The following is a 19395-nucleotide window of genomic DNA, read 5'->3' as shown; positions in this document are numbered from 1 at the left end:
TGCGCTAACGGCGTTAATGGCGCTAATGGCTTCAAGAGGCGGCAAAGAGCTCGTTGTAGTTCACGGTGGCGGTACCGAACTTGCCCACCACGATGCCGCCGGCGCGGTTGGCGATGGGCACTGCCTCACGCAGGCTCAGTCCGGCAGCCAGCATGGCGGCGAGCGTGGCAATGACGGTGTCACCCGCACCGGTGACGTCGAACACTTCGCGGGCCACCGCCGGGACGTGAAGTTCGCCTTGCTCATCAAACAGGGTCATGCCTTCCTCGCTGCGGGTCAGCAGCAGAGCCTGTAGTTTGAGCGAGGTGCGCAGGTTATGCGCTTTGACCCGCAAATCGGTCTCATTGTTCCAGGGGCCAATCACATGCTCCAGCTCGGCGCGGTTGGGAGTGATGACGCTGGCGTTCTCGTAGCGTTTATAGTCCGAACCCTTGGGGTCGACCAGCACGATCTTGCCGGCAGCGCGCGCCTGGGCAATCATCAGGACGATGTGCGCCAGCCCACCCTTGCCGTAGTCTGAAAACAGCACGGCTTCGTGCTGCAGGTGCAGCTTTTCAAACGTGGCGGACTGCGACGCCAGAACTTCGTTTTCCGGTATGTTCTCAAAATCGAGGCGCAGCAGTTGCTGCTGGCGCCCGATCACGCGCAGCTTGACGGTGGTTTTAAGTTTCGCATCGCGGCCAAAGTAGGGCGTGATGCCGGTTTGGGCCACCAGTGCTTCGAGGTGGTGGCTGGCTTCATCATCGCCCACCACGCTCAGCAGCGAAGCCTGCGCGCCCAGCGTGACGATGTTGTAGGCCACGTTGGCGGCCGCACCAATGCGCTCTTCCGTGCGGGTCACGCGAACAACAGGAACCGGTGCCTCCGGTGAAATACGGTCCACGGCACCGTACCAGTAGCGGTCCAGCATGGCGTCACCCACGACCAGCACGCGGGCCTTGGCGATTTTTTCAGGGGATAGGGAAAGTGTTGTCATGTCTGTTTGTTTTCAAGCCGGATCAACGCTGCGGTACCGCTTTATCTTTTCCAGTGGACACTGCGGAACCGGCTTTGCCGGGCCGCAAGTGTCGCCCCCTGCAAGGGGGGAGGCGAAGCGAAGCGTAGCCACGGGGGTGTTCATAGCTTCATAACTCTTCAATGCGGCGCGTCGGGTAACTGTCCCAGGCCTGGCAGCCCGGGCAGTGCCAGAAATGCTGGGTTGCCTCGAAGCCGCAGGCAGCGCAGCGGTAGCGCATCAGCGGCTTGGTGGCTTGGTCCAGGGTGCGTTGCACCAGCGCGTGCTGGTGTTCATTTTCGAGCTTTTCACCGGCAATCCATTTACCGGCCGCCACCAGGGAGGTCTGGTGCTCGAGATGTCGCACATACCACTGGCGGGCCGCCACCGGGTCTGTTTCAAGCTTGACGATTGCCTCAATCACGTCGATGGACGGCATTTGCGCATAGCTGGCCTCCAGCAGCGCCCGGGCAGCGGGTTGCTGGCCACTGCTTTGCGCCATGTTGGCCAGCAGGCCGGCGGCCAGCGGCAGGCCCTGCGGTGCGGTTTTCTGCAGCTTCAGGAGCGTCTGCATGGCGTCCTGCGGTTGGCCCAGCTGGTTTTGCAGCTTGGCCAGCTCCATCAGCGGGCGCACCGATGCAGGGGCCATGGCCGCGGCTTCATGCAGTGCGCTCAATGCCTTGGCGGTATCGCCGGCAGCCGCGCTGGCGTTGGCCTGCTCGCACAGGTAGTGCGCCTGCCGGGTGCTGAAATTGCCATGGCTGGAACTGTCCAGCCGCGCAGCGATTTCGGTGGCGTTGGCCCAGTCGCGTGAACGCTCATAAATGGACAGCAAGGCGAGCCGCGCCTCTTCTTCAAACGGAGTGCCCTCGAGTTTGCGCAGGGCGATCTCGGCGCGGTCCAGCAAGCCGGCCTTCAGGAAATCCAGCGCCAGCGCGTGTTGCGCGCGGTCGCGTTCCGGCTGGGTCAGGTCGCCGCGCGACATCAGGTGCTCATGCACCCGTACGGCGCGCTCGTATTCGCCGCGCCGGCGAAACAGGTTGCCCAGCGCGAAATGCAGCTCCGAGGTGTCGGGATCGTTCTGGACGGCCTCAATGAACGCATCGATGGCCTGGTCCTGCTGTTCGTTCAGCAGGAAGTTGAGGCCCTTGAAATAGGCCTTGGGGGCCTGGCGGTTTTCAATACGCAGTTGCCGCAAATCCAGCCGTGATGCCAGCCAGCCCAGTGTGAAGGCGATCGGAAACCCGAGCAGAACCCAGGTGAAGTCAAATTCCATGGTGAAGCGTGGAAGCGTCGTCAGTCAAATTGGTGGAGGCCCCGAAGGAGGGGTGGCGTGCCGCTTTGCGTCTTTTCCACCAGCGCGGCATCATGACCAGAATACCCAGCGCCAGGCCGCAAGCGAAGGCGGCCAGAACAACCAGCACCAGAGGCGCCTGCCACAAGGTGCCAAAAAAGAAATGCACCGCAACCGTCTGCTGGTTGTTCAGTGCAAAAGCAAAGAGCGTAAAAAAAATGGCTGCCTTGAGCAGCCACATCAGGTATTTCACTGGCAATCCCCCTAGTGGTCTGGCGATTGTAGCCAGCCCACCGTGGGAAAACCTGAAACCTTATCTGGAGTCCGTGACAGTCAGCAATTCCTCGGTCCGTGCGTCCACGGCTTCCCGCAACGCCTTGCCCGGCTTGAAATGAGGCACCCGCTTTTCCGGAATGGCCACACTTTCCCCGGACCGGGGGTTGCGACCCATACGGGGCGGACGCCGGTTGATGGAGAAACTGCCAAAGCCCCTGATCTCAATCCGGTGGCCGCGCACCAGCGCGTCGCTCATCGCATCAAGAATGGTCTTGACGGCATATTCGGCGTCGCGGTGCGTCAGCTGGCTGAATCGGGCTGCCAGTTCTTCTACGAGGTCGCTTCGGGTCATGGATAAAGATGCTGTGCAGCGATGCGACCCGCCTGGGGCGCATCACACCGCTGCGCGGTCGCGTTACTTCTCGTTGTTTTCCATCTTGGCGCGCAGCAGGGCGCCCAGGTTGGTCAAGCCGGCGTTTTCACGCGAGGACTGCTGGCTCAGGTTGGCCATGGCCTCCTGCTGGTCTGCATTGTCCTTGGCTTTGACCGACAGCTGGATGTTGCGGGTCTTGCGATCCACGTTCACCACCACGGCGGAGACTTCGTCGCCTTCTTTCAGTACGTTGCGCGCGTCTTCAACGCGGTCACGGCTGATTTCGCTGGCGCGCAGGTAGCCAATGATGTCTTCGCCCAGATCGATCTCGGCGCCTTTGGCGTCAACGGTCTTGACCTTGCCGGTCACGATCGCGCCCTTGTCGTTGATCGACACGAACGTGGTGAACGGGTCGGAGTCCAGCTGCTTGATGCCCAGGGAGATGCGCTCGCGGTCGACGTCGACTGCCAGCACGATGGCTTCAACTTCCTGGCCTTTTTTGTAGTTGCGAACAGCGGCTTCGCCGGGTTCGTTCCACGAGAGGTCAGACAGGTGCACCAGGCCGTCGATGCCGGCAGCCAGGCCCACAAAGACGCCGAAGTCGGTGATCGACTTGATCGGGCCCTTGACGCGGTCGCCGCGCTTGGTGTCTTGGGCAAACTCTTGCCACGGGTTGGCCTTGCACTGCTTCATGCCCAGGCTGATACGGCGCTTGTCTTCGTCGATCTCGAGGACCATGACTTCGACTTCGTCGCCCAGCGCCACGAGCTTGCTCGGTGCTACGTTCTTGTTGGTCCAGTCCATCTCGGACACGTGGACCAGGCCTTCGATGCCGGGTTCGAGTTCCACAAACGCGCCGTAGTCGGCGATGTTGGTGATCTTGCCGAACAGGCGTGTGCCTTGCGGGTAGCGGCGGTTCACACCCATCCATGGGTCGTCGCCCATCTGCTTCAGGCCGAGGGACACGCGGTTTTTCTCGGTGTCGAACTTCAGGATCTTGGCCACGATTTCCTGGCCAGCCGTCACCACTTCGCTTGGGTGACGCACGCGGCGCCATGCCATGTCGGTGATGTGCAGCAGGCCGTCAATGCCGCCCAGGTCAACGAACGCACCGTATTCGGTGATGTTCTTGACGATGCCCTTGACTGCAGTGCCTTCTTTCAGGGTTTCCATCAGCTTGGCGCGCTCTTCGCCCATGCTGGCTTCCACCACGGCGCGGCGGCTCAGCACCACGTTGTTGCGCTTGCGGTCGAGCTTGATGACCTTGAATTCCATGGTCTTGTTCTCGTACGGAGACAAATCCTTGATGGGGCGGGTGTCGATGAGCGAGCCGGGCAGGAAGGCGCGGATGCCGTTGACGAGGACGGTGAGGCCGCCCTTGACCTTGCCGCTGGTCTGGCCGGTGACGAACTCGCCGGATTCCAGGGCTTTTTCCAGGCTCATCCACGATGCCAGGCGCTTGGCCTTGTCGCGGCTCAGCAGGGTGTCGCCATAGCCGTTTTCGACGGAGTCGATGGCCACGGACACGAAGTCGCCGACCTGGACTTCAAGTTCGCCCTGGTCGTTTTTGAATTCTTCGAGGGGGACATAGGCCTCGGATTTGAGTCCGGCGTTCACAACCACGTGGTTGTGATCGATGCGCACTACTTCAGCAGTAATGACTTCACCGGAACGCATTTCGGAGCGTTGCAGTGATTCGTTAAATAGATCGGCAAAAGATTCAGACATGATTTTCCTAATCCACAGAACAGGGTTCCAATAGCGGGATTGCTATTGTTTTTATAGCTGCTTGCGGCGGTTTTGTGCGGCCAAACGTCTAGTAAGGCCGCGGGTTGCGTTAATGAACCTGCTGACCAGTGCGTCGTGATGAGGTGAGCGYGTCGGGGGTCAGAAGGGCCGGCTGCCTTCCCACCAGTCAATCACCTGATCTACCGATTTTTCGATCGACAGATAGGAGTTATCCAGCGGGCGGGCGTCATCAGCAGGTTTCAAAGGGGCGACTTGCCTGGACATGTCACGGGCGTCCCTGGCCTCTAAATCTTGCTGAATCCCGGCGATTGTAGCCGAAATTCCCTTTGAAATCAATTGCTTATGCCTGCGTTCAGCCCGGTGCAGGGCGCTTGCCGTCAGGTAGACCTTGAGGGGTGCCTCGGGAAATATGACGGTTCCCATGTCCCGGCCATCCGCCACCAGCCCCGGCAGGCGCCGAAAGCTGTGCTGGAGTTCCAGCAGGGCGCTACGCACCTCGGGGTGGGCCGACACTTTGGAGGCGGCCATGCCCGCAGCTTCGGTGCGGATGGCTTCGGACACGTCTTCGGTGCCCAGGAAAATCCGGTCACCCCGAAAGCGGACCGGCAGCGTCCGGGCGATGTGCGCCACACCGGCACCATCCTCCAGCGCCACGCCGGCGCGCGTGGCGGCAAAGGCGCTTAAACGGTACAGGGCGCCGGAATCAAGGTAGTGGTAGCCAAGCCGGTGGGCGGCCAGTGCAGCCAGCGTACCCTTGCCCGAGGCCGTCGGGCCGTCGATGCAGATGACGGGGATGTGCGCGGTTGCGGCTTCGGACACGGCAAACAGGGCCTCGAAATAATCGGGGAAGGTCTTGGCGACGCACTTGGGGTCGAGAATCCGTACCGGCAACTGGGCCGGATTGAAGGCCGCCAGCGAAAAGCACATGGCGATGCGGTGATCGTCGTAGGTGTGGATGGCCGCGGTTTTCCACACCAGGGGCGGCGTGATCTTGAGGTAGTCCGCGCCTTCCTCCACCGTGGCGCCGAGCTTTTGCAGCTCGCAGGCCATGGCTGCAATGCGGTCGGTTTCCTTGACGCGCCAGCTTGCGATGTTGCGCAGCGTGGTCGTGCCATCCGCGTAAAGCGCCATGACGGCCAGCGTCATGGCGGCATCGGGGATATGGTTGCAGTCCAGGTCGATGGCCTTGAGCGGCCATCCTTCGCCGGGTTTACCGCGCGAGATCCGCAGCGAGTTGGGCGTGCTCTCAATCTGCGCGCCCATCATTCGGGCGGCTTCAATAAAGCGGATGTCCCCCTGGATCGAGTCGGCGCCCACACCCAGAATTTCTATATTATTTTGCCCTGCGGTCGGCTCGGAAATTGCACCGAGTGCTATGAAATAGCTGGCGGACGAGGCATCCCCCTCAACATGGATTTCACCGGGCGACTGGTACTGGCTGCCGGCCGGGATAGTAAACCGCTGCCAGTTGTCGGCGCCCAGCGGCCGCTGGACGTGAATGCCGAAGCGTTTGAGCAGGTTGAGGGTGATCTCGATGTAGGGACGGGAAATCAGTTCGCCCACCACTTCAATGTGGATGTCCTGTCTGGCCACCAGCGGCAAAGCCATCAGCAGCGCTGTCAGGAACTGGCTGGAAACATCGCCCCGCACCCGGATGGGCTCTTCGAGCTTTAGCTGGGCGGGACGCAGACGCAGCGGCGGGTAGCCCTCATTGCCGAGGTACTCGATGGAGCAGCCCAGTTGCCTGAGCGCATCGACCAGATCGCCGATGGGTCTTTCGTGCATGCGGGCAACGCCCGAGAGTTCGAACTCGCCACCGAGCAGCGCCAGGGCGGCCGTCAGGGGGCGCATCGCGGTGCCGGCGTTGCCCATGAAAAGCGTGGCTTTGGCCTGTCCGACCTGGCCACCAAGCCCGTCGATGACGGCGGTGGTTCCATGCTGTTCCACGCTGCAGCCCAGCTGTTTCAGGGCCGCCAGCATCACGGCGGTGTCGTCAGAGGCCAGCAGGTCGTGCACCGTGGTCTGTCCCCGGCTCAGTGCGGCCAGCAGCAGGACGCGATTGGAAATGCTTTTGGAGCCGGGCAGGCGGACTGTTCCTCCCGCCCGGGCCAGTGGCGGAATATCCAGGTACTCAATATCGAACATGGACCAGGACTTATTTATGGGATTTGTGCGAGGACATGCGCCAGTTGGCGCGCGTTTCGCTGGCTTGCTCGATCAGCACCTCCAGCACATCACCACTGCCACCGGAAATCAGCTGCTCCAGTGATTGCAGGGTGTCCTGGAAGATTTTGGACTGCGCCAGCAGTTCTTCGCGGTTGGCAATCAGGATGTCGCGCCACATTTTGGGGTCGCTGGCCGCAATCCGCGTGAAGTCGCGAAAGCCGGGCCCCGCCAGGGACAGGTAGTCCTTGCCTTCCTGCTGGCCCGAGATGCCGTTCATCAGGGCAAAAGCGATCAGGTGGGGCAGGTGGCTGACCGCTGCGTAGGCCGCATCATGGGCCTGCGGCGACATCTTCAACACATGGCATCCCAGGGCGGTCCACACCTCGGTGGCCTTTTGCAGCTGGACGGTGAAAGTCCGCTCGATGGGCGTCAGGATGACCTGCTTGCCGCTGTACAGGTCCGCGTCCGCATGCTCGACGCCGGAGACTTCCTTGCCGGTGATGGGGTGGCAGGGAACAAAGGCGCCGACGTTGTCGCGCAGGACGCGGCGCGCCGCATCCACCACATCCCGTTTGGTCGAGCCCACGTCCATGATCAGCGTGCTGGGCCCCACCAGATGCCGGATGGCCTTGAAGGTCGCTTCGGTGGCGGAAACCGGTACGGCCAGCAGCACGATATCGGCGCCTGAGACTGCGAGCAGGGCGGAAGGCGCTTCCACGTCGATCACCCCCATCTGGCGGGCGCGCTCGGTGGTGGAGGGGGATTTGCTGTAGCCAACGATGCGCTTGACCAGGCCGGCACGTTTGAGCGCGAGCGCGAAGGAACCGCCCATGAGGCCGCATCCGATGAGACCTAACTGTTCAAACATGAAGCGGTACCGGAAATTTTTGTAATTCTTGCATGGAGCTCTTGCTTGCGCCTCAATCGCTGACGGGGTAGGTGCCGAGAACCTTGTAAAACGCGCACAGTTGCTGCAAATCAGCCAGCGCTGCCTTGACGTGGGGCTGGGACGGGTGGCCTTGCAGGTCAATGTAGAAATAGTATTCCCACTGGCCCGATCGTGCCGGACGTGACTCGAAGCGGGTCATCGAAACCCCGTGGGTTTTCAGCGGCACCAGGATGTCGTGCACGGCACCCGGGCGGTTGGGCACTGACACCACCAGGCTGACGCAGTCCTTGCCGGAAGCGGGTGGGGAGGGCAGTGTTTGCGGCAGGCAAACCACGGCAAAACGGGTGCGGTTGAAGGCGTCGTCCTGGATAGCGTGGGCCGCCGTGTGCAGGCCGAATTGCGCTGCCGCCCGATCGCTGGCGATGCCGGCCCACGCCGGATTGGTCGAGGCCAGGCGTGCACCTTCTGCGTTGCTCGACGCGGCCCGGCGTTCCGCATTGGGCAGGTGGGTGGTCAGCCAGCCCTGGCACTGTGCCAGGGCCTGAGGATGCGCATACACGGCCTCGATGTCGTCCAGGGAGTCAGACAGCCGCAGCAGGTTGTGCCGCACCATCAGGCTGATCTCGCCGACGATGTGCAGCGGCGAGTTCAGGAAGAGGTCAAGCGAGCGCGACACTACGCCTTCGGTGGAGTTCTCAACCGGCACCACGCCATAACCGGCACTGCCCGCCGCCGAGGCACGAAACACTTCATCAATGCTGATGCAGGGCACGTGTTCAATGCTGGCGCCAAAAAATTGAAGGGCCGCCTGTTCGCTGAACGTGCCGGCAGGCCCCAGGTAGGCAACGCGCACCGGCGATTCGAGGGCCAGGCAGGCCGACATGATTTCGCGCCAGACGGCTGCAACATGTTCGTTCTTGAGCGGACCGGTGTTGGCTTGCTGGATCTGCTCAATGACCTGGGCAACCCGGTCGGGCCGGAAAAAGGGCGTGCCTTCGATTTTTTTGACCTCTCCCACCTGCTCGGCGAGCTGCGCGCGGCGGTTCAGGAGTGCCAGCAATTCCTTGTCTATGGCGTCAATCTGGACGCGCAAATCGGCGAGGTTGGTAGTCATATCGGTGCCCGCCCGGCCGTCTGAGCGGCACTGGATGCCCCGTCAAGGGGCTGCGAACAAATGGAGCGTGGAGGCATGTCGTCCTAGGCGTGTTTTTGTTCGAATTCTCGCATGTAGCCGATCAGCGCCTCGATACCGGCCAGCGGCATGGCGTTGTAAATGCTGGCACGCATGCCGCCGACGGACTTGTGGCCCTTCAGTTGCAGCAGGCCGCGGGCTTTGGCACCGGCCAGGAAAGCCTCGTTGCGCGACTCGTCCCGCAGCAGAAATGGCACATTCATGCGCGAGCGGCACTCGCTGCCGACGCGATTGAAGTACAGCTGGGAACGGTCGATGGCGTCGTAAAGCAGTTGCGCCTTGGCAAGGTTGCGCTTTTCCATGGCGGCAATGCCCGTCACGTCGCCTTCTTTCTGGCGTTTGAGCCATTGAAAAGTCAGGCCTGCAATATAAATCGCATAGGTTGGCGGCGTGTTGTACATCGAGTGGTTGTCCGCCACCGTCTTGTAGTCAAAGGCGCTTGGGCACGCCGGCAGGGCGTGCCCCATCAATTCTTCGCGGACGACCACCAGCGTGACGCCGGCGGGCCCGAGGTTTTTCTGCGCTCCGCCGAAAGCCAGCCCGACCCTGGACCAGTCCACCGGCCGCGAGGCCACATGGGATGAAAAGTCGATGACCAGCGGCGCATCACTTCCCAGGGCTTTGATGTCGGGCAGCTCCTGAAATTCCACGCCGTGGATGGTCTCGTTGGTGCAAACATGCACATAGCTGGCATCGCGCCGCAAATTCCAGCTCGCAGGCGGCGGCAACTGGGTATGGTCGCTGCCTGCATTTGTGGCGGCAATCTGCACGTTGCAGTATTTACGTGCTTCTTTCTGGGACTTGTCGCTCCAGCTGCCAGTCACGACAAAATCTGCCGAGGCGCCGCGTGACAGGTTCAGCGGGACGATGGCGTTTTCCGCCAGGCCACCTCCCTGCATGAACAGGATTTTGAAGTTGGCCGGAACGGCCATCAACTCACGGAAATCGGCTTCCGCATTTTCGTAAATGGAAATGAACTCCTTGCCGCGGTGGCTCATCTCCATGACGCTCATGCCACTGTCGTGCCAGTCCAGCATTTCGGCGGCGGCCTGCTGCAAAACCTCTTCAGGCAAATTCGCGGGGCCGGCGGAAAAATTGAAGGGTCGGGTCATTAGGATCGGGTCATTTTTTGGCGGGTGGCTTGCTCGCCCCTGGTGCCGCAGGTGCGGGGCCGACAATTTTCAGTGCGGCATCATCAAACTGCTTGACGCGGGCGATCACATCGGCGCGCGATGCTTCGACCAGCTTCTTTATGAAGATATTGCCCAGCTCCGGTGTGCTGGCCTGGTATTTTTTGATGGCAGGGGATTCAAAAAAGGCGGCGATCTGCTTGAGCTCATCCACCGTAAAACGCTCCGCATAAGCCGGTACCAGGACGTCGCTGCTGACCTTGCTGACCTGTTTGCCAATCAGCTTGTTGGTGTCTTCGGCATACTTTTTGAGCTCTGCATTGAGATCATCCGACGCTTTTTGCTGTTTGGCCTTGGGTACATTCGCCTCCAGCTTGGGGCCCCAATTGGCGATCAGTTCCTGGGCCGTACTGCCCGCGAGCTGAGCTACGAGCCGGTCAAGCTCCGGGCCTTGCTGCAGGGCGACGACTTTGGTGGCCCATTCGGTTTTCGGGTCTGGCGTTTGCGCATGAATGGCGGTGGAGCAGGCAAGGCCGGCCATCGCCAGTGTGGTGATCAGTTTTTTCATGAATATAGCTTCCGGATTGGGATGGATTAAGGAGGTTAGAGCGGAGTGGCGGCGTCTTTGCCTGCGTCATTCTCCACGTCGTTGTCGTCAAGCGTGGCATCGTTTTCGACGATTCGCTGGAGACCACTCAATTGTGAGCCCTCATCAAGGCCAATAAGCGTAACACCCTGTGTAGCCCTTCCCATCTCCCGGATTTCACTGACCCGCGTGCGCACCAGCACACCCTTGTCGGTGATCAGCATGATTTCATCGTCGACATGCACCAGTGTCGCGGCAACCACTTTGCCGTTGCGCTCGCTTTGCTGGATCGCGATCATGCCCTTGGTGCCGCGACCATGACGGGTGTACTCGGTGATGGAGGTGCGCTTGCCATAGCCGTTTTGGGTGGCGGTGAGCACGCTCTGTTGCTCGTCCTCGGCGACCAGCATCGCAATCACGCCCTGGCCCTCTTCGAGTGTCATGCCGCGCACGCCGCGCGCGTTGCGGCCCATGGGGCGCACATCGTTCTCGTCAAAGCGCACGGCCTTGCCGCCGTCGCTGAACAGCATCACGTCGTGTTTGCCGTCGGTCAGGGAGGCACCAATCAAATAGTCGCCGTCGTCCAGGTCCACGGCGATGATGCCGGCCTTGCGCGGGTTGCTGAATTCGTCCAGCGTCGTCTTCTTGACAGTGCCCATGGAGGTGGCCATGAACACATACTGGTCGGCCGGGAAGCTGCGCTTTTCACCGGTCAGCGGCAGGACCACCGTGATTTTTTCACCTTCCTGCAGCGGGAACATATTGACGATGGGCCGACCGCGCGAGCCGCGCGAGCCGGCCGGCACTTCCCATACCTTGAGCCAGTAGAGCCGGCCACGGTTGGAAAAGCACAGGATGTAGTCGTGCGTATTGGCGATAAACAGCTGGTCGACCCAGTCATCTTCCTTGGTCGCAGTGGCCTGCTTGCCACGGCCCCCGCGTTTTTGGGCGCGGTATTCGGACAGAGGCTGGCTCTTGATGTAGCCGGAGTGCGACAGGGTCACCACCATGTCGGTCGGCGTGATCAGGTCTTCGGTACTGAGATCGAACGAGCTGTGTTCGATCTGGCTGCGCCGCGCGCCGAGCTTGGTCTGGCCGAACTCCAGCTTGATCGCGGACAGCTCTTCGCCAATGATGATGGATACCCGCTCGGGCTTCGCCAGAATATCGAGCAGATCGTCGATTTCGGCCATGACTTCCTTGTACTCGGCCACGATCTTGTCCTGCTCAAGGCCGGTCAGGCGTTGCAGGCGCATCTGCAGGATTTCCTGGGCTTGCGTCTCGGACAGGCGGTACAGTCCGTCGCTGCCCATGCCAAAGGCCTTCTCCAATCCGTCGGGGCGGTAGTCGTCGGCATTGACCACGCCGCCATCGGCGCGGGTGCGGGTAAGCATTTCCCGCACCAGACTGCTGTCCCACGGGCGCAGCATCAGTTCGGCCTTGGCCACCGGTGGCGTGGGTGCATTGCGGATGATGGCAATGAAGTCATCGATATTGGCCAATGCAACGGCCAGGCCTTCCAGCACATGGCCCCGTTCGCGCGCCTTGCGCAAGGTGAACACGGTGCGGCGCGTCACCACTTCGCGGCGATGCGACAGGAAGACCTGGATCAGGTCTTTCAGGTTGCAGAGCTTGGGCTGGCCATTGACCAGCGCCACCATGTTGATACCGAAGGTGTCCTGCAGCTGCGTCTGTTTGTACAGGTTGTTCAGCACCACTTCGGGCACTTCACCGCGCTTGAGTTCAATCACCAGGCGCATGCCCGACTTGTCGCTCTCGTCCTGGATATGGCTGATGCCTTCGATCTTTTTCTCGTGAACCAGTTCGGCCATGCGCTCCTGCAGCGTCTTCTTGTTGACCTGGTAGGGCAGTTCGTCCACGATGATGGATTGCCGCTGGCCCTTGTCGATGTCTTCAAAGTGGCATTTGGCGCGCATGACCACCTTGCCGCGCCCGGTGCGGTAGCCATCCTTGACACCATTGATGCCATAAATAATGCCGCCGGTGGGGAAGTCAGGTGCCGGCACGATCTCCATCAACTCGTCAATCGAGGCTTCCGGATTCTTCAGCATGTGCAGGCACGCGTCGACCACCTCGTTGAGGTTGTGGGGCGGAATGTTGGTGGCCATGCCCACCGCGATGCCGCCGGAGCCGTTGACCAGCAGGTTGGGCAGCCGGGTTGGCATGACCAGCGGCTCCTGCTCACTGCCGTCGTAGTTGGGGCCGAAGTCGACGGTTTCCTTGTCGAGGTCGGCCAGCAATTCGTGGGCAATTTTGGACAGGCGGATTTCGGTGTAACGCATGGCCGCGGCGTTGTCGCCGTCGACCGAACCGAAGTTGCCCTGGCCGTCGACCAGCAGATGGCGCAGCGAAAAATCCTGCGCCATGCGCACGATGGTGTCGTAGACCGACTGGTCGCCATGCGGATGGTATTTACCAATCACGTCACCAACGATACGGGCGGATTTCTTGTAGGGCCTGTTCCAGTCGTTGTTCAACTCGTGCATGGCAAACAGCACGCGCCGGTGCACCGGCTTGAGGCCATCCCGCGCATCGGGCAGTGCGCGGCCCACAATCACGCTCATCGCGTAATCGAGATAGCTTCGTCGCATTTCCTCTTCAAGACTGATGGGCAGGGTTTCTTTGGCGAACTGGGTCATGAGAGGCCTGGTTGGGATTTTTCAAGATTCTTGAGGGGAATCCGCAATTTTAAGGCTTGAGTTTATAGCGCCCCGTTTGTGGTGAGTCAGCAACAAATGATTAAGAATCTAATTTCCGTGTCGGATGAAGCCGATAGCTTGCTTGAAGCTTAGAGTAGCTGTGGCACAATCGTTGTAACGCTTTGAGTGATGGTCACTCACGGCGTGTAAATCACTAATCGCAGCAAGTCTGCGGCTTTTCTCTAGAGGAGAACCATGAAGAAACTCAACAAAGTGGCAATGTTGTTTGCTTCCGCAGCGCTTGTTACCGCCGCTGGTGCACAAACGATCGACAACTGGAAAAATGGCAACGGTGAACTGGTCTGGAAAAACGGGACCAATGAACTGTGCTGGCGCGATGCCAACTGGACGCCTGCTACTGCAGCTCCTGGCTGCGATGGCGCTATTGTTCCGCCCGCTCCGGCTCCTGCTCCTGTCGCTGCTCCCGCTCCTGCTCCTGCAGCAGCTCCAGCACCTGCCCCAGTTGCTCCTCCTGCCGCGACCAAAGTTACTTACGCCGCTGATGCATTCTTCGACTTCGACAAGTCCGTTCTCAAGCCAGAAGGCAAAGCCAAGCTGGACGACCTGGTCGGCAAGATCAAGGACATCAATCTGGAAGTGATCATTGCTGTGGGTCACACCGACTCCGTCGGCAGCGATGCATACAACCAGAAGCTGTCGGTTCGCCGTTCGGAAGCTGTCAAGGCTTACCTGGTGTCCAAAGGCATTGAGAAAAACCGCGTTTACACCGAAGGCAAAGGCGAGAAACAGCCTGTTGCTGACAACAAGACCGCCGAAGGCCGCGCGAAAAACCGTCGCGTGGAAATCGAAGTTGTTGGTACCCGCGCCAACAAGTAATCCTCTCGGGATCGCTTGAAAACCGCGCTTCGGCGCGGTTTTTTTATGCCTCAACGATAATTGCGACATGCCTACAAGCCAAAACTTTGACCCTGCCGAACTGGCCAAATTCTCTGATCTGGCCCATCGCTGGTGGGACACCGAGAGCGAATTCCGTCCCTTGCATCAGATCAACCCCTTGCGGTTGGGCTGGATTGAGGAGCTGGCCCCGTTGACCGGTCGTCGCGTACTGGATGTGGGCTGCGGTGGCGGCATTCTGGCCGATGCCATGGCCCGCAGGGGCGCCGAGGTGCTCGGGATTGATCTGGCAACCAAAGCACTCAAGGTTGCCCAGCTTCATGCCCTGGAGGCCCAGACCGAGGGAGTCGAGTACCGCGAAATCAGCGCCGAGGCGCTGGCTGCGGAGCAACCCGCCAGTTTTGACGTCGTAACCTGCATGGAAATGCTTGAGCATGTACCGGATCCGGCGTCCATTGTGAAGGCCTGTGCCACCCTGGTCAAACCTGGAGGGCATGTGTTTTTCTCGACCATCAACCGCAACGCGAAGGCCTTTCTGTTTGCCATCGTCGGTGCGGAGTACGTGCTGAACCTGTTGCCGCGTGGAACCCATGAATACGCCAAACTGATCAAGCCCAGCGAACTGGCTGGCTATTGCCGGACCAACGAACTGACATTGCAGCAGACCAGAGGCATGGAGTACAACCCTTTGACCCGGCATTACTGGCTCAGCGCCGACACCAGCGTCAATTACCTGCTGGCGACCCAGAAAATCTGAGCGAAGCCGTGACACCCATGTTCAATGATATTGATGCCGTGCTGTTTGACCTGGACGGTACCCTGATTGATAGCGCACCCGACCTGGGTGCCGCGGCCGACAAGATGCGCACCGACCGGGGGCTGGTCTCGCTACCTTTGTCGCAATACCGGCCCATGGCGGGCGCGGGGGCCCGCGGCATGATTGGCGTCGCATTTGGCCTGACGCCCGACGATGCCGGTTTTCCCGCATTGAGAGAAGAATTCTTTGCCAACTACGAAGCCTGCATGACCGAGCGCACCTACGCGTTTGACGGTGTAGCCGAGCTGATTGAAAAAATTGACCAGGCGGGCCTCAAGTGGGGAGTGGTCACCAACAAGTCCGCGCGCTTCACGCTGCCCCTGACGCAGGCCATGCCGCTCTTTGGTACTGCCCAGGTCATCGTCAGCGGGGATACCACGCCGCATGCCAAACCGCATCCTGCACCCCTGCTGGAAGCGGCGCGCCGGCTCATGGTGGCGCCCGGGCGCTGTATCTATGTGGGCGACGACGAACGCGACATGATCGCCGGCCGGGCTGCCGGCATGCCCACAGTGGCTGCCGCCTATGGTTATCTGGGCGCTACCGCCGATATGCAAGGCTGGCTGGCTGACGCCACCATCACAAAACCCACGTTGCTCTTGAATTTGCTGCGGATGCCTTAAACTATCCATCTTGGGGCTGCACTGGTTTCGACGCGGGTACGGACGCGCAGTGGGGCATGCCGAGCTTAGTGTGCTCGTAAAACAGACTAAAACAAACTAACTGCAAACGACGAACGTTTCGCACTCGCTGCTTAATAACCAGTGAGCCCTACAACAGCAGGCCGATGGGCTGGGCAAGGGGTCTTTAGCGCAAGTTGAAGGCTCCCGGCTGTAGGGTCATACACATCGGCTGGCTTGGTACCGGGCACCTTGGTATCAGGCGAGACAATAGGATGCTGGCAACCTGTATAGCGTGCTGCTGCGCGATACGGGAAGTGAGACTCAAATCAGACGGCTAAGCATGTAGAACTACGCGAAGAAGGCTTGCGGACGGGGGTTCAAATCCCCCCAGCTCCACCACCATTAAATCCAAGGCCGTCTAGTTTCATACACTAGACGGCCTTTTTCATTGGGAAATCGACTTCGTATCGTCCAACGTCGTGCATATGAAACTATTGACATCTACGACAAGGCGGGGGAACAATGTGGGGAACAAGAGGTGAAAAAGGGTGCTTTTTTGAGGCTGTTCCCCCTTTTTTCTTCAAGACTGTTCCCTCTGACTTGGAGTTGTTCCCCCAATGCTTACCGATGTGCAATGCAAAAACGCCACCTGTTCCCCCGGTGCCAAGCGCGAGCGGCTTGCCGACTCTGGGGGGCTTTACCTCGAAGTCAGCCCAGCGGGTTCTAAACGGTGGTTCTGGAAATACCGGAAAGAAGGCAAAGAGGGCCGTATGGCTTTGGGCAGTTATCCGGTCGTGACTCTAACGGCAGCGCGTAAGGCCCGTGACGCCGCCAAGCTGCAGAAGTCTGAGGGACGCGATCCGGTACTGCTTCGGAAGGTAGAAAAGCTCAAAGCCAGTAACCCGGCGGGCGAAACCTTTAAAGTCGTCGCCTTGGAGTGGTTTGACAAGCAAGCCACCCAATGGAGCGATGCCCATGCCGAACGATCAAAACGCCAACTTGAGCGCGACTTGTTCCCCTGGCTGGGCGAGCGGCGCTTGAAGGAAATTCAGCCGGTGGAATTGCTGGCCACATTGCGCAAGGTGGAGGAGCGCGGCGCGATAGAGACAGCCGACAGGGGCCTCATGCTATGCCGTCAGATATGGCGCTATGGCGTGGCAACGGGCCGCGTTGACCGAGATATCACGGCAGACCTCAAAGGCGCGCTGTCACCATATCGGGGCACCCACTTTGCGGCCATCACAGACCCGGTGAAACTGGGGGAGCTGTTGCGCGCCATCAAGGCCTATCGGGGCGGGCACATTGTGCGGGCGGCGCTGGCACTGGCGCCCATGTTGTTTCAGCGGCCCGGTGAGCTGCGCGGCGCGACATGGGCAGAGATTGACCTTGATGCGGCGCTGTGGACTATTCCGTCCACACGCATGAAGCGCGGCAAAGATGGCAAGGAAAATGGCGACCCGCATCTTGTGCCCTTGCCCCGGCAAGCCGTGGGAATACTTCGCAACCTGCACGCCATCACGGGGCAGGGCGTGTGCGTGTTTCCCGGCGAACRTGCCCACGAACGCCCCATATCTGAAAACTCAGTACGCACGGCGCTAATCAGCATGGGTTACACGTCAGAGGTGCAGACGTGGCACGGATTCCGGGCGACGGCACGCACCATGCTGGCCGAGCGGCTGGACTGTGATCCGCTGGTGATCGAAGCACAGCTTGCCCACGCGGTGAAGGATGCCAACGGCAGGGCGTACAACCGCACGCAGTACCTGAAGCATCGGTCGGACATGATGCAAGGGTGGGCGGACTATCTGGACGGCTTGGCGAGCATTCCGATAAAAATTGCTTGATGTTATTGATTAATGGAAATACACTAAATCAATGAGCACGAAATTAACAGGACGCGGCGGCGCTGGCAGGGGCCAAGGACGCAAGGTGGCGCTGGTGAGCAATGCCATGGTGGGAACATCCATTAAGCTGACGCCAGATCAACGCGAAAAGCTCGCCCGCTTGGGCGGTTCGCCGTGGGTGCGAGAAAAAATTGACAAGGCGCGCGAGCCGAGCGGCGACGCCACCACGCATGAGGACTGAACATTTCTAACGAGGCCCCGGCGATTGGCCGGTGCTCGTAAACCGCAACGCCCAGCGGCGGATATGGCTGGGCAAAACAGACGGGGCCGGTAGTGCAACCAACACTGCGCCAGCCCCTAACCATCATCAAACCGGAATTTTGAAAAATGGCTGAATCGAATGTTACCCCTGCCGCACCAATCTCGACGCACTATTTCGTAGCGCGTGACATCAGATTGCCAACCGGGCAGATGCTGCGGAGCGACCGGCTTTCGCGCCGAATAGAACGCCTGTCCATTGTGCACAGGGTACTAAAGCGGATTCGCCGCCGCACTCCACGTGCCTTTGCAATTGAGGTTAGGCAGTGGCGATAAAACAGTTTTGCCCCAGCCTAGCCGGCGACTAATTTCCGCTGGCGAGAAGTCGGACACCTTTCCCGGCGGGCTGATGCTGTTATTCGACCGTTTTGAGGTGATTTATGCTTGATTTGACCATTGAAAAATCTTTCTATCCCGTCTCGGAACTGTCGAGGATGGCGGCTTGTTCTGAGGATGATGTTCTCTATTATTTTGACGAATACCCCTTGGACCTTTCGATCAGCCTGCATAAGGTTGCCATGTCCGGCCGCAGCTATGGATGGGTCGACGGCATGGATAGGCTCACGGCAAGGGGTGTGGATTACTTCATCCCACCTTTTGACGGGCTCTACGAGCTGCACATTGACCAGATCAGGGCGTTACACCGTGGTGGACACTGCGAAGTAGAGCGCGTGTTCACGGATCGTGGTCTCTGTACTGTCACGCTGGCGCAAAAACTCTCTATAGACCGCTCTGATCTGTTCATTCGGAAGGAGATGGCGCAGCGCTTTCTGGCGCTTATTGAGAGGAGAAGGGGCGCACTGGAAGAGGAGTCACCGGGGGAAGAAAATCAATACCTGCTCACCGATGTCACGCCGGTAGTAATGGCAGCCGCGCCCAAGCAGCGCATGCAGGAACAGCGCATCGTGGATATGCTGAAAGAGCAAGACCATGACCCGTTGAACCTGCCCAAAAGAGGCCCCGGCAGGAGTGGGGCCAAAGCTGAAATCAGAGCAATTGCGTTGTTGGAGCCTGCGCTGTTCAGTAAGAACTCTTTCGATAAAGCATGGGACCGCCTGCGCAAGGGTGGCGAAATAGTTGGCGGTGAGTAGGTATCACCCATAAAAGTATCACCCTAAGTGGGGGATAGCAGACACTTGCGGCGGGGCATAGTCTGCAAACAAAGATACGTCCAGAGCGGTGCAAATAGTTTGCGCTGCACTCTTCTGGAGTATGTTGGATGGTTAAAAACCTGCGTCCCCGCCAAGCCGCTGATGCGCTCGGCATTGGCCTTTCTACGTTCTGGCTCAAAACTAAAACAGACCCGGACTTCCCGCCGGTAATTCGCTTGGGCCCAAGATGCTCCGTCGTTCGTGAGCAAGATTTGGCTGCGTACGTTGATAAAAAAGCTGAGGCTACCAAGCACGATCAAAGGGCGATCGCATGATCACCGCCCACGACCCCAAGCGGTTCGCTACGCTGCAGGCCCAAGCCGCACTCGCAGGCATCGCGCTGAACCAGATCGATGGTGATTTTGGCAGTGCCGTCTTCGTGATCAACCATGAAGCTGTGACCCGGCAATTCGACGAC

At 59.9% G+C, this 19395-nt stretch carries 18 protein-coding genes and 1 other RNA gene; 8 read left to right on the top strand and 11 right to left on the bottom strand.

Annotated features, from left to right (window positions below):
- Positions 1-31: 31 nt before the first annotated feature.
- The 11 genes from rfaE1 to gyrA all read right to left on the bottom strand — a co-directional run bounded on the left by rfaE1 (position 32) and on the right by gyrA (position 13309).
- Positions 32-976 (bottom strand): D-glycero-beta-D-manno-heptose-7-phosphate kinase, encoded by a 945-nt coding sequence (gene rfaE1, locus AC1DUB_RS22265; RefSeq protein ID WP_477731355.1) that lies wholly within the window; start codon positions 974-976, stop codon positions 32-34.
- A 148-nt stretch (positions 977-1124) separates the two neighbouring features.
- Positions 1125-2270: a lipopolysaccharide assembly protein LapB gene (gene lapB, locus AC1DUB_RS22260; RefSeq protein WP_477731354.1), complete on the bottom strand. Its 1146-nt coding sequence runs from the start codon at positions 2268-2270 to the stop codon at positions 1125-1127.
- Complete coding sequence (locus AC1DUB_RS22255) at positions 2260-2541, bottom strand: LapA family protein (RefSeq protein ID WP_477718744.1); 282 nt, start codon at positions 2539-2541, stop codon at positions 2260-2262. Before AC1DUB_RS22255 ends, lapB begins: the two co-directional genes overlap by 11 nt.
- A 60-nt stretch (positions 2542-2601) precedes the next feature.
- Positions 2602-2916, bottom strand: coding sequence for an integration host factor subunit beta (locus AC1DUB_RS22250; protein ID WP_011482723.1), 315 nt, complete (start codon positions 2914-2916; stop codon positions 2602-2604).
- A 63-nt stretch (positions 2917-2979) separates the two neighbouring features.
- Complete coding sequence (rpsA, locus tag AC1DUB_RS22245) at positions 2980-4665, bottom strand: 30S ribosomal protein S1 (protein ID WP_477718745.1); 1686 nt, start codon at positions 4663-4665, stop codon at positions 2980-2982.
- Positions 4666-4824: 159 nt separating this feature from the next.
- Positions 4825-6831, bottom strand: a complete 2007-nt coding sequence (locus tag AC1DUB_RS22240; protein ID WP_477731353.1) for a bifunctional 3-phosphoshikimate 1-carboxyvinyltransferase/cytidylate kinase — start codon at positions 6829-6831, stop codon at positions 4825-4827.
- 10 nt (positions 6832-6841) lie between these two features.
- Entirely contained in the window at positions 6842-7720 is an 879-nt protein-coding gene (locus tag AC1DUB_RS22235; RefSeq protein WP_477718747.1) for a prephenate dehydrogenase, read from the bottom strand.
- Positions 7721-7772: 52 nt separating this feature from the next.
- The gene (gene pheA, locus AC1DUB_RS22230) at positions 7773-8855 is read right to left on the bottom strand and encodes a prephenate dehydratase (RefSeq protein WP_477731352.1); all 1083 of its coding nucleotides are present in this window, start codon (positions 8853-8855) and stop codon (positions 7773-7775) included.
- 83 nt (positions 8856-8938) lie between these two features.
- Positions 8939-10045, bottom strand: a complete 1107-nt coding sequence (serC, locus tag AC1DUB_RS22225; RefSeq protein ID WP_477731351.1) for a 3-phosphoserine/phosphohydroxythreonine transaminase — start codon at positions 10043-10045, stop codon at positions 8939-8941.
- Between the two features lie 10 nt (positions 10046-10055).
- A complete protein-coding gene (locus AC1DUB_RS22220) occupies positions 10056-10631 on the bottom strand; it encodes a DUF2059 domain-containing protein (protein WP_477731350.1) in 576 nt (191 codons plus the stop codon).
- A 35-nt stretch (positions 10632-10666) separates the two neighbouring features.
- Positions 10667-13309, bottom strand: coding sequence for a DNA gyrase subunit A (gene gyrA, locus AC1DUB_RS22215; protein ID WP_477718750.1), 2643 nt, complete (start codon positions 13307-13309; stop codon positions 10667-10669).
- Between the two features lie 255 nt (positions 13310-13564).
- On the opposite strand from gyrA, the gene ompA reads away from it, so the two are divergent.
- The 8 genes from ompA (at position 13565) to AC1DUB_RS22175 (ending at position 19252) form a co-directional block, all read left to right on the top strand.
- Positions 13565-14206 (top strand): outer membrane protein OmpA, encoded by a 642-nt coding sequence (gene ompA / locus AC1DUB_RS22210; protein ID WP_477731349.1) that lies wholly within the window; start codon positions 13565-13567, stop codon positions 14204-14206.
- A gap of 67 nt (positions 14207-14273) precedes the next feature.
- Positions 14274-14981 carry a bifunctional 2-polyprenyl-6-hydroxyphenol methylase/3-demethylubiquinol 3-O-methyltransferase UbiG gene (ubiG, locus tag AC1DUB_RS22205; RefSeq protein WP_477718752.1) on the top strand — a complete coding sequence of 236 codons (708 nt, stop codon included), beginning with the start codon at positions 14274-14276 and terminating at the stop codon, positions 14979-14981.
- Between the two features lie 17 nt (positions 14982-14998).
- Complete coding sequence (locus AC1DUB_RS22200; RefSeq protein ID WP_477731348.1) at positions 14999-15664, top strand: HAD family hydrolase; 666 nt, start codon at positions 14999-15001, stop codon at positions 15662-15664.
- A gap of 12 nt (positions 15665-15676) precedes the next feature.
- Positions 15677-16063: a transfer-messenger RNA gene (ssrA, locus tag AC1DUB_RS22195) on the top strand.
- Between the two features lie 218 nt (positions 16064-16281).
- Entirely contained in the window at positions 16282-17508 is a 1227-nt protein-coding gene (locus AC1DUB_RS22190) for a tyrosine-type recombinase/integrase (RefSeq protein WP_477731347.1), read from the top strand.
- A gap of 31 nt (positions 17509-17539) precedes the next feature.
- On the top strand, positions 17540-17749 hold the full coding sequence (locus AC1DUB_RS22185; RefSeq protein WP_477731346.1) for a hypothetical protein: 210 nt from the start codon (positions 17540-17542) through the stop codon (positions 17747-17749).
- A 457-nt stretch (positions 17750-18206) separates the two neighbouring features.
- Entirely contained in the window at positions 18207-18917 is a 711-nt protein-coding gene (locus tag AC1DUB_RS22180) for a hypothetical protein (RefSeq protein WP_477731345.1), read from the top strand.
- A gap of 128 nt (positions 18918-19045) precedes the next feature.
- Positions 19046-19252 (top strand): helix-turn-helix transcriptional regulator, encoded by a 207-nt coding sequence (locus AC1DUB_RS22175; RefSeq protein WP_477731344.1) that lies wholly within the window; start codon positions 19046-19048, stop codon positions 19250-19252.
- The last annotated feature ends 143 nt before the right edge of the window (positions 19253-19395 follow it).

The organism is Polaromonas sp. P4_F9, assembly GCF_056401235.1.
The sequence above is the reverse complement of the archived record's forward strand: the minus strand, read 5'-3'. Positions and strand labels throughout refer to the sequence as shown.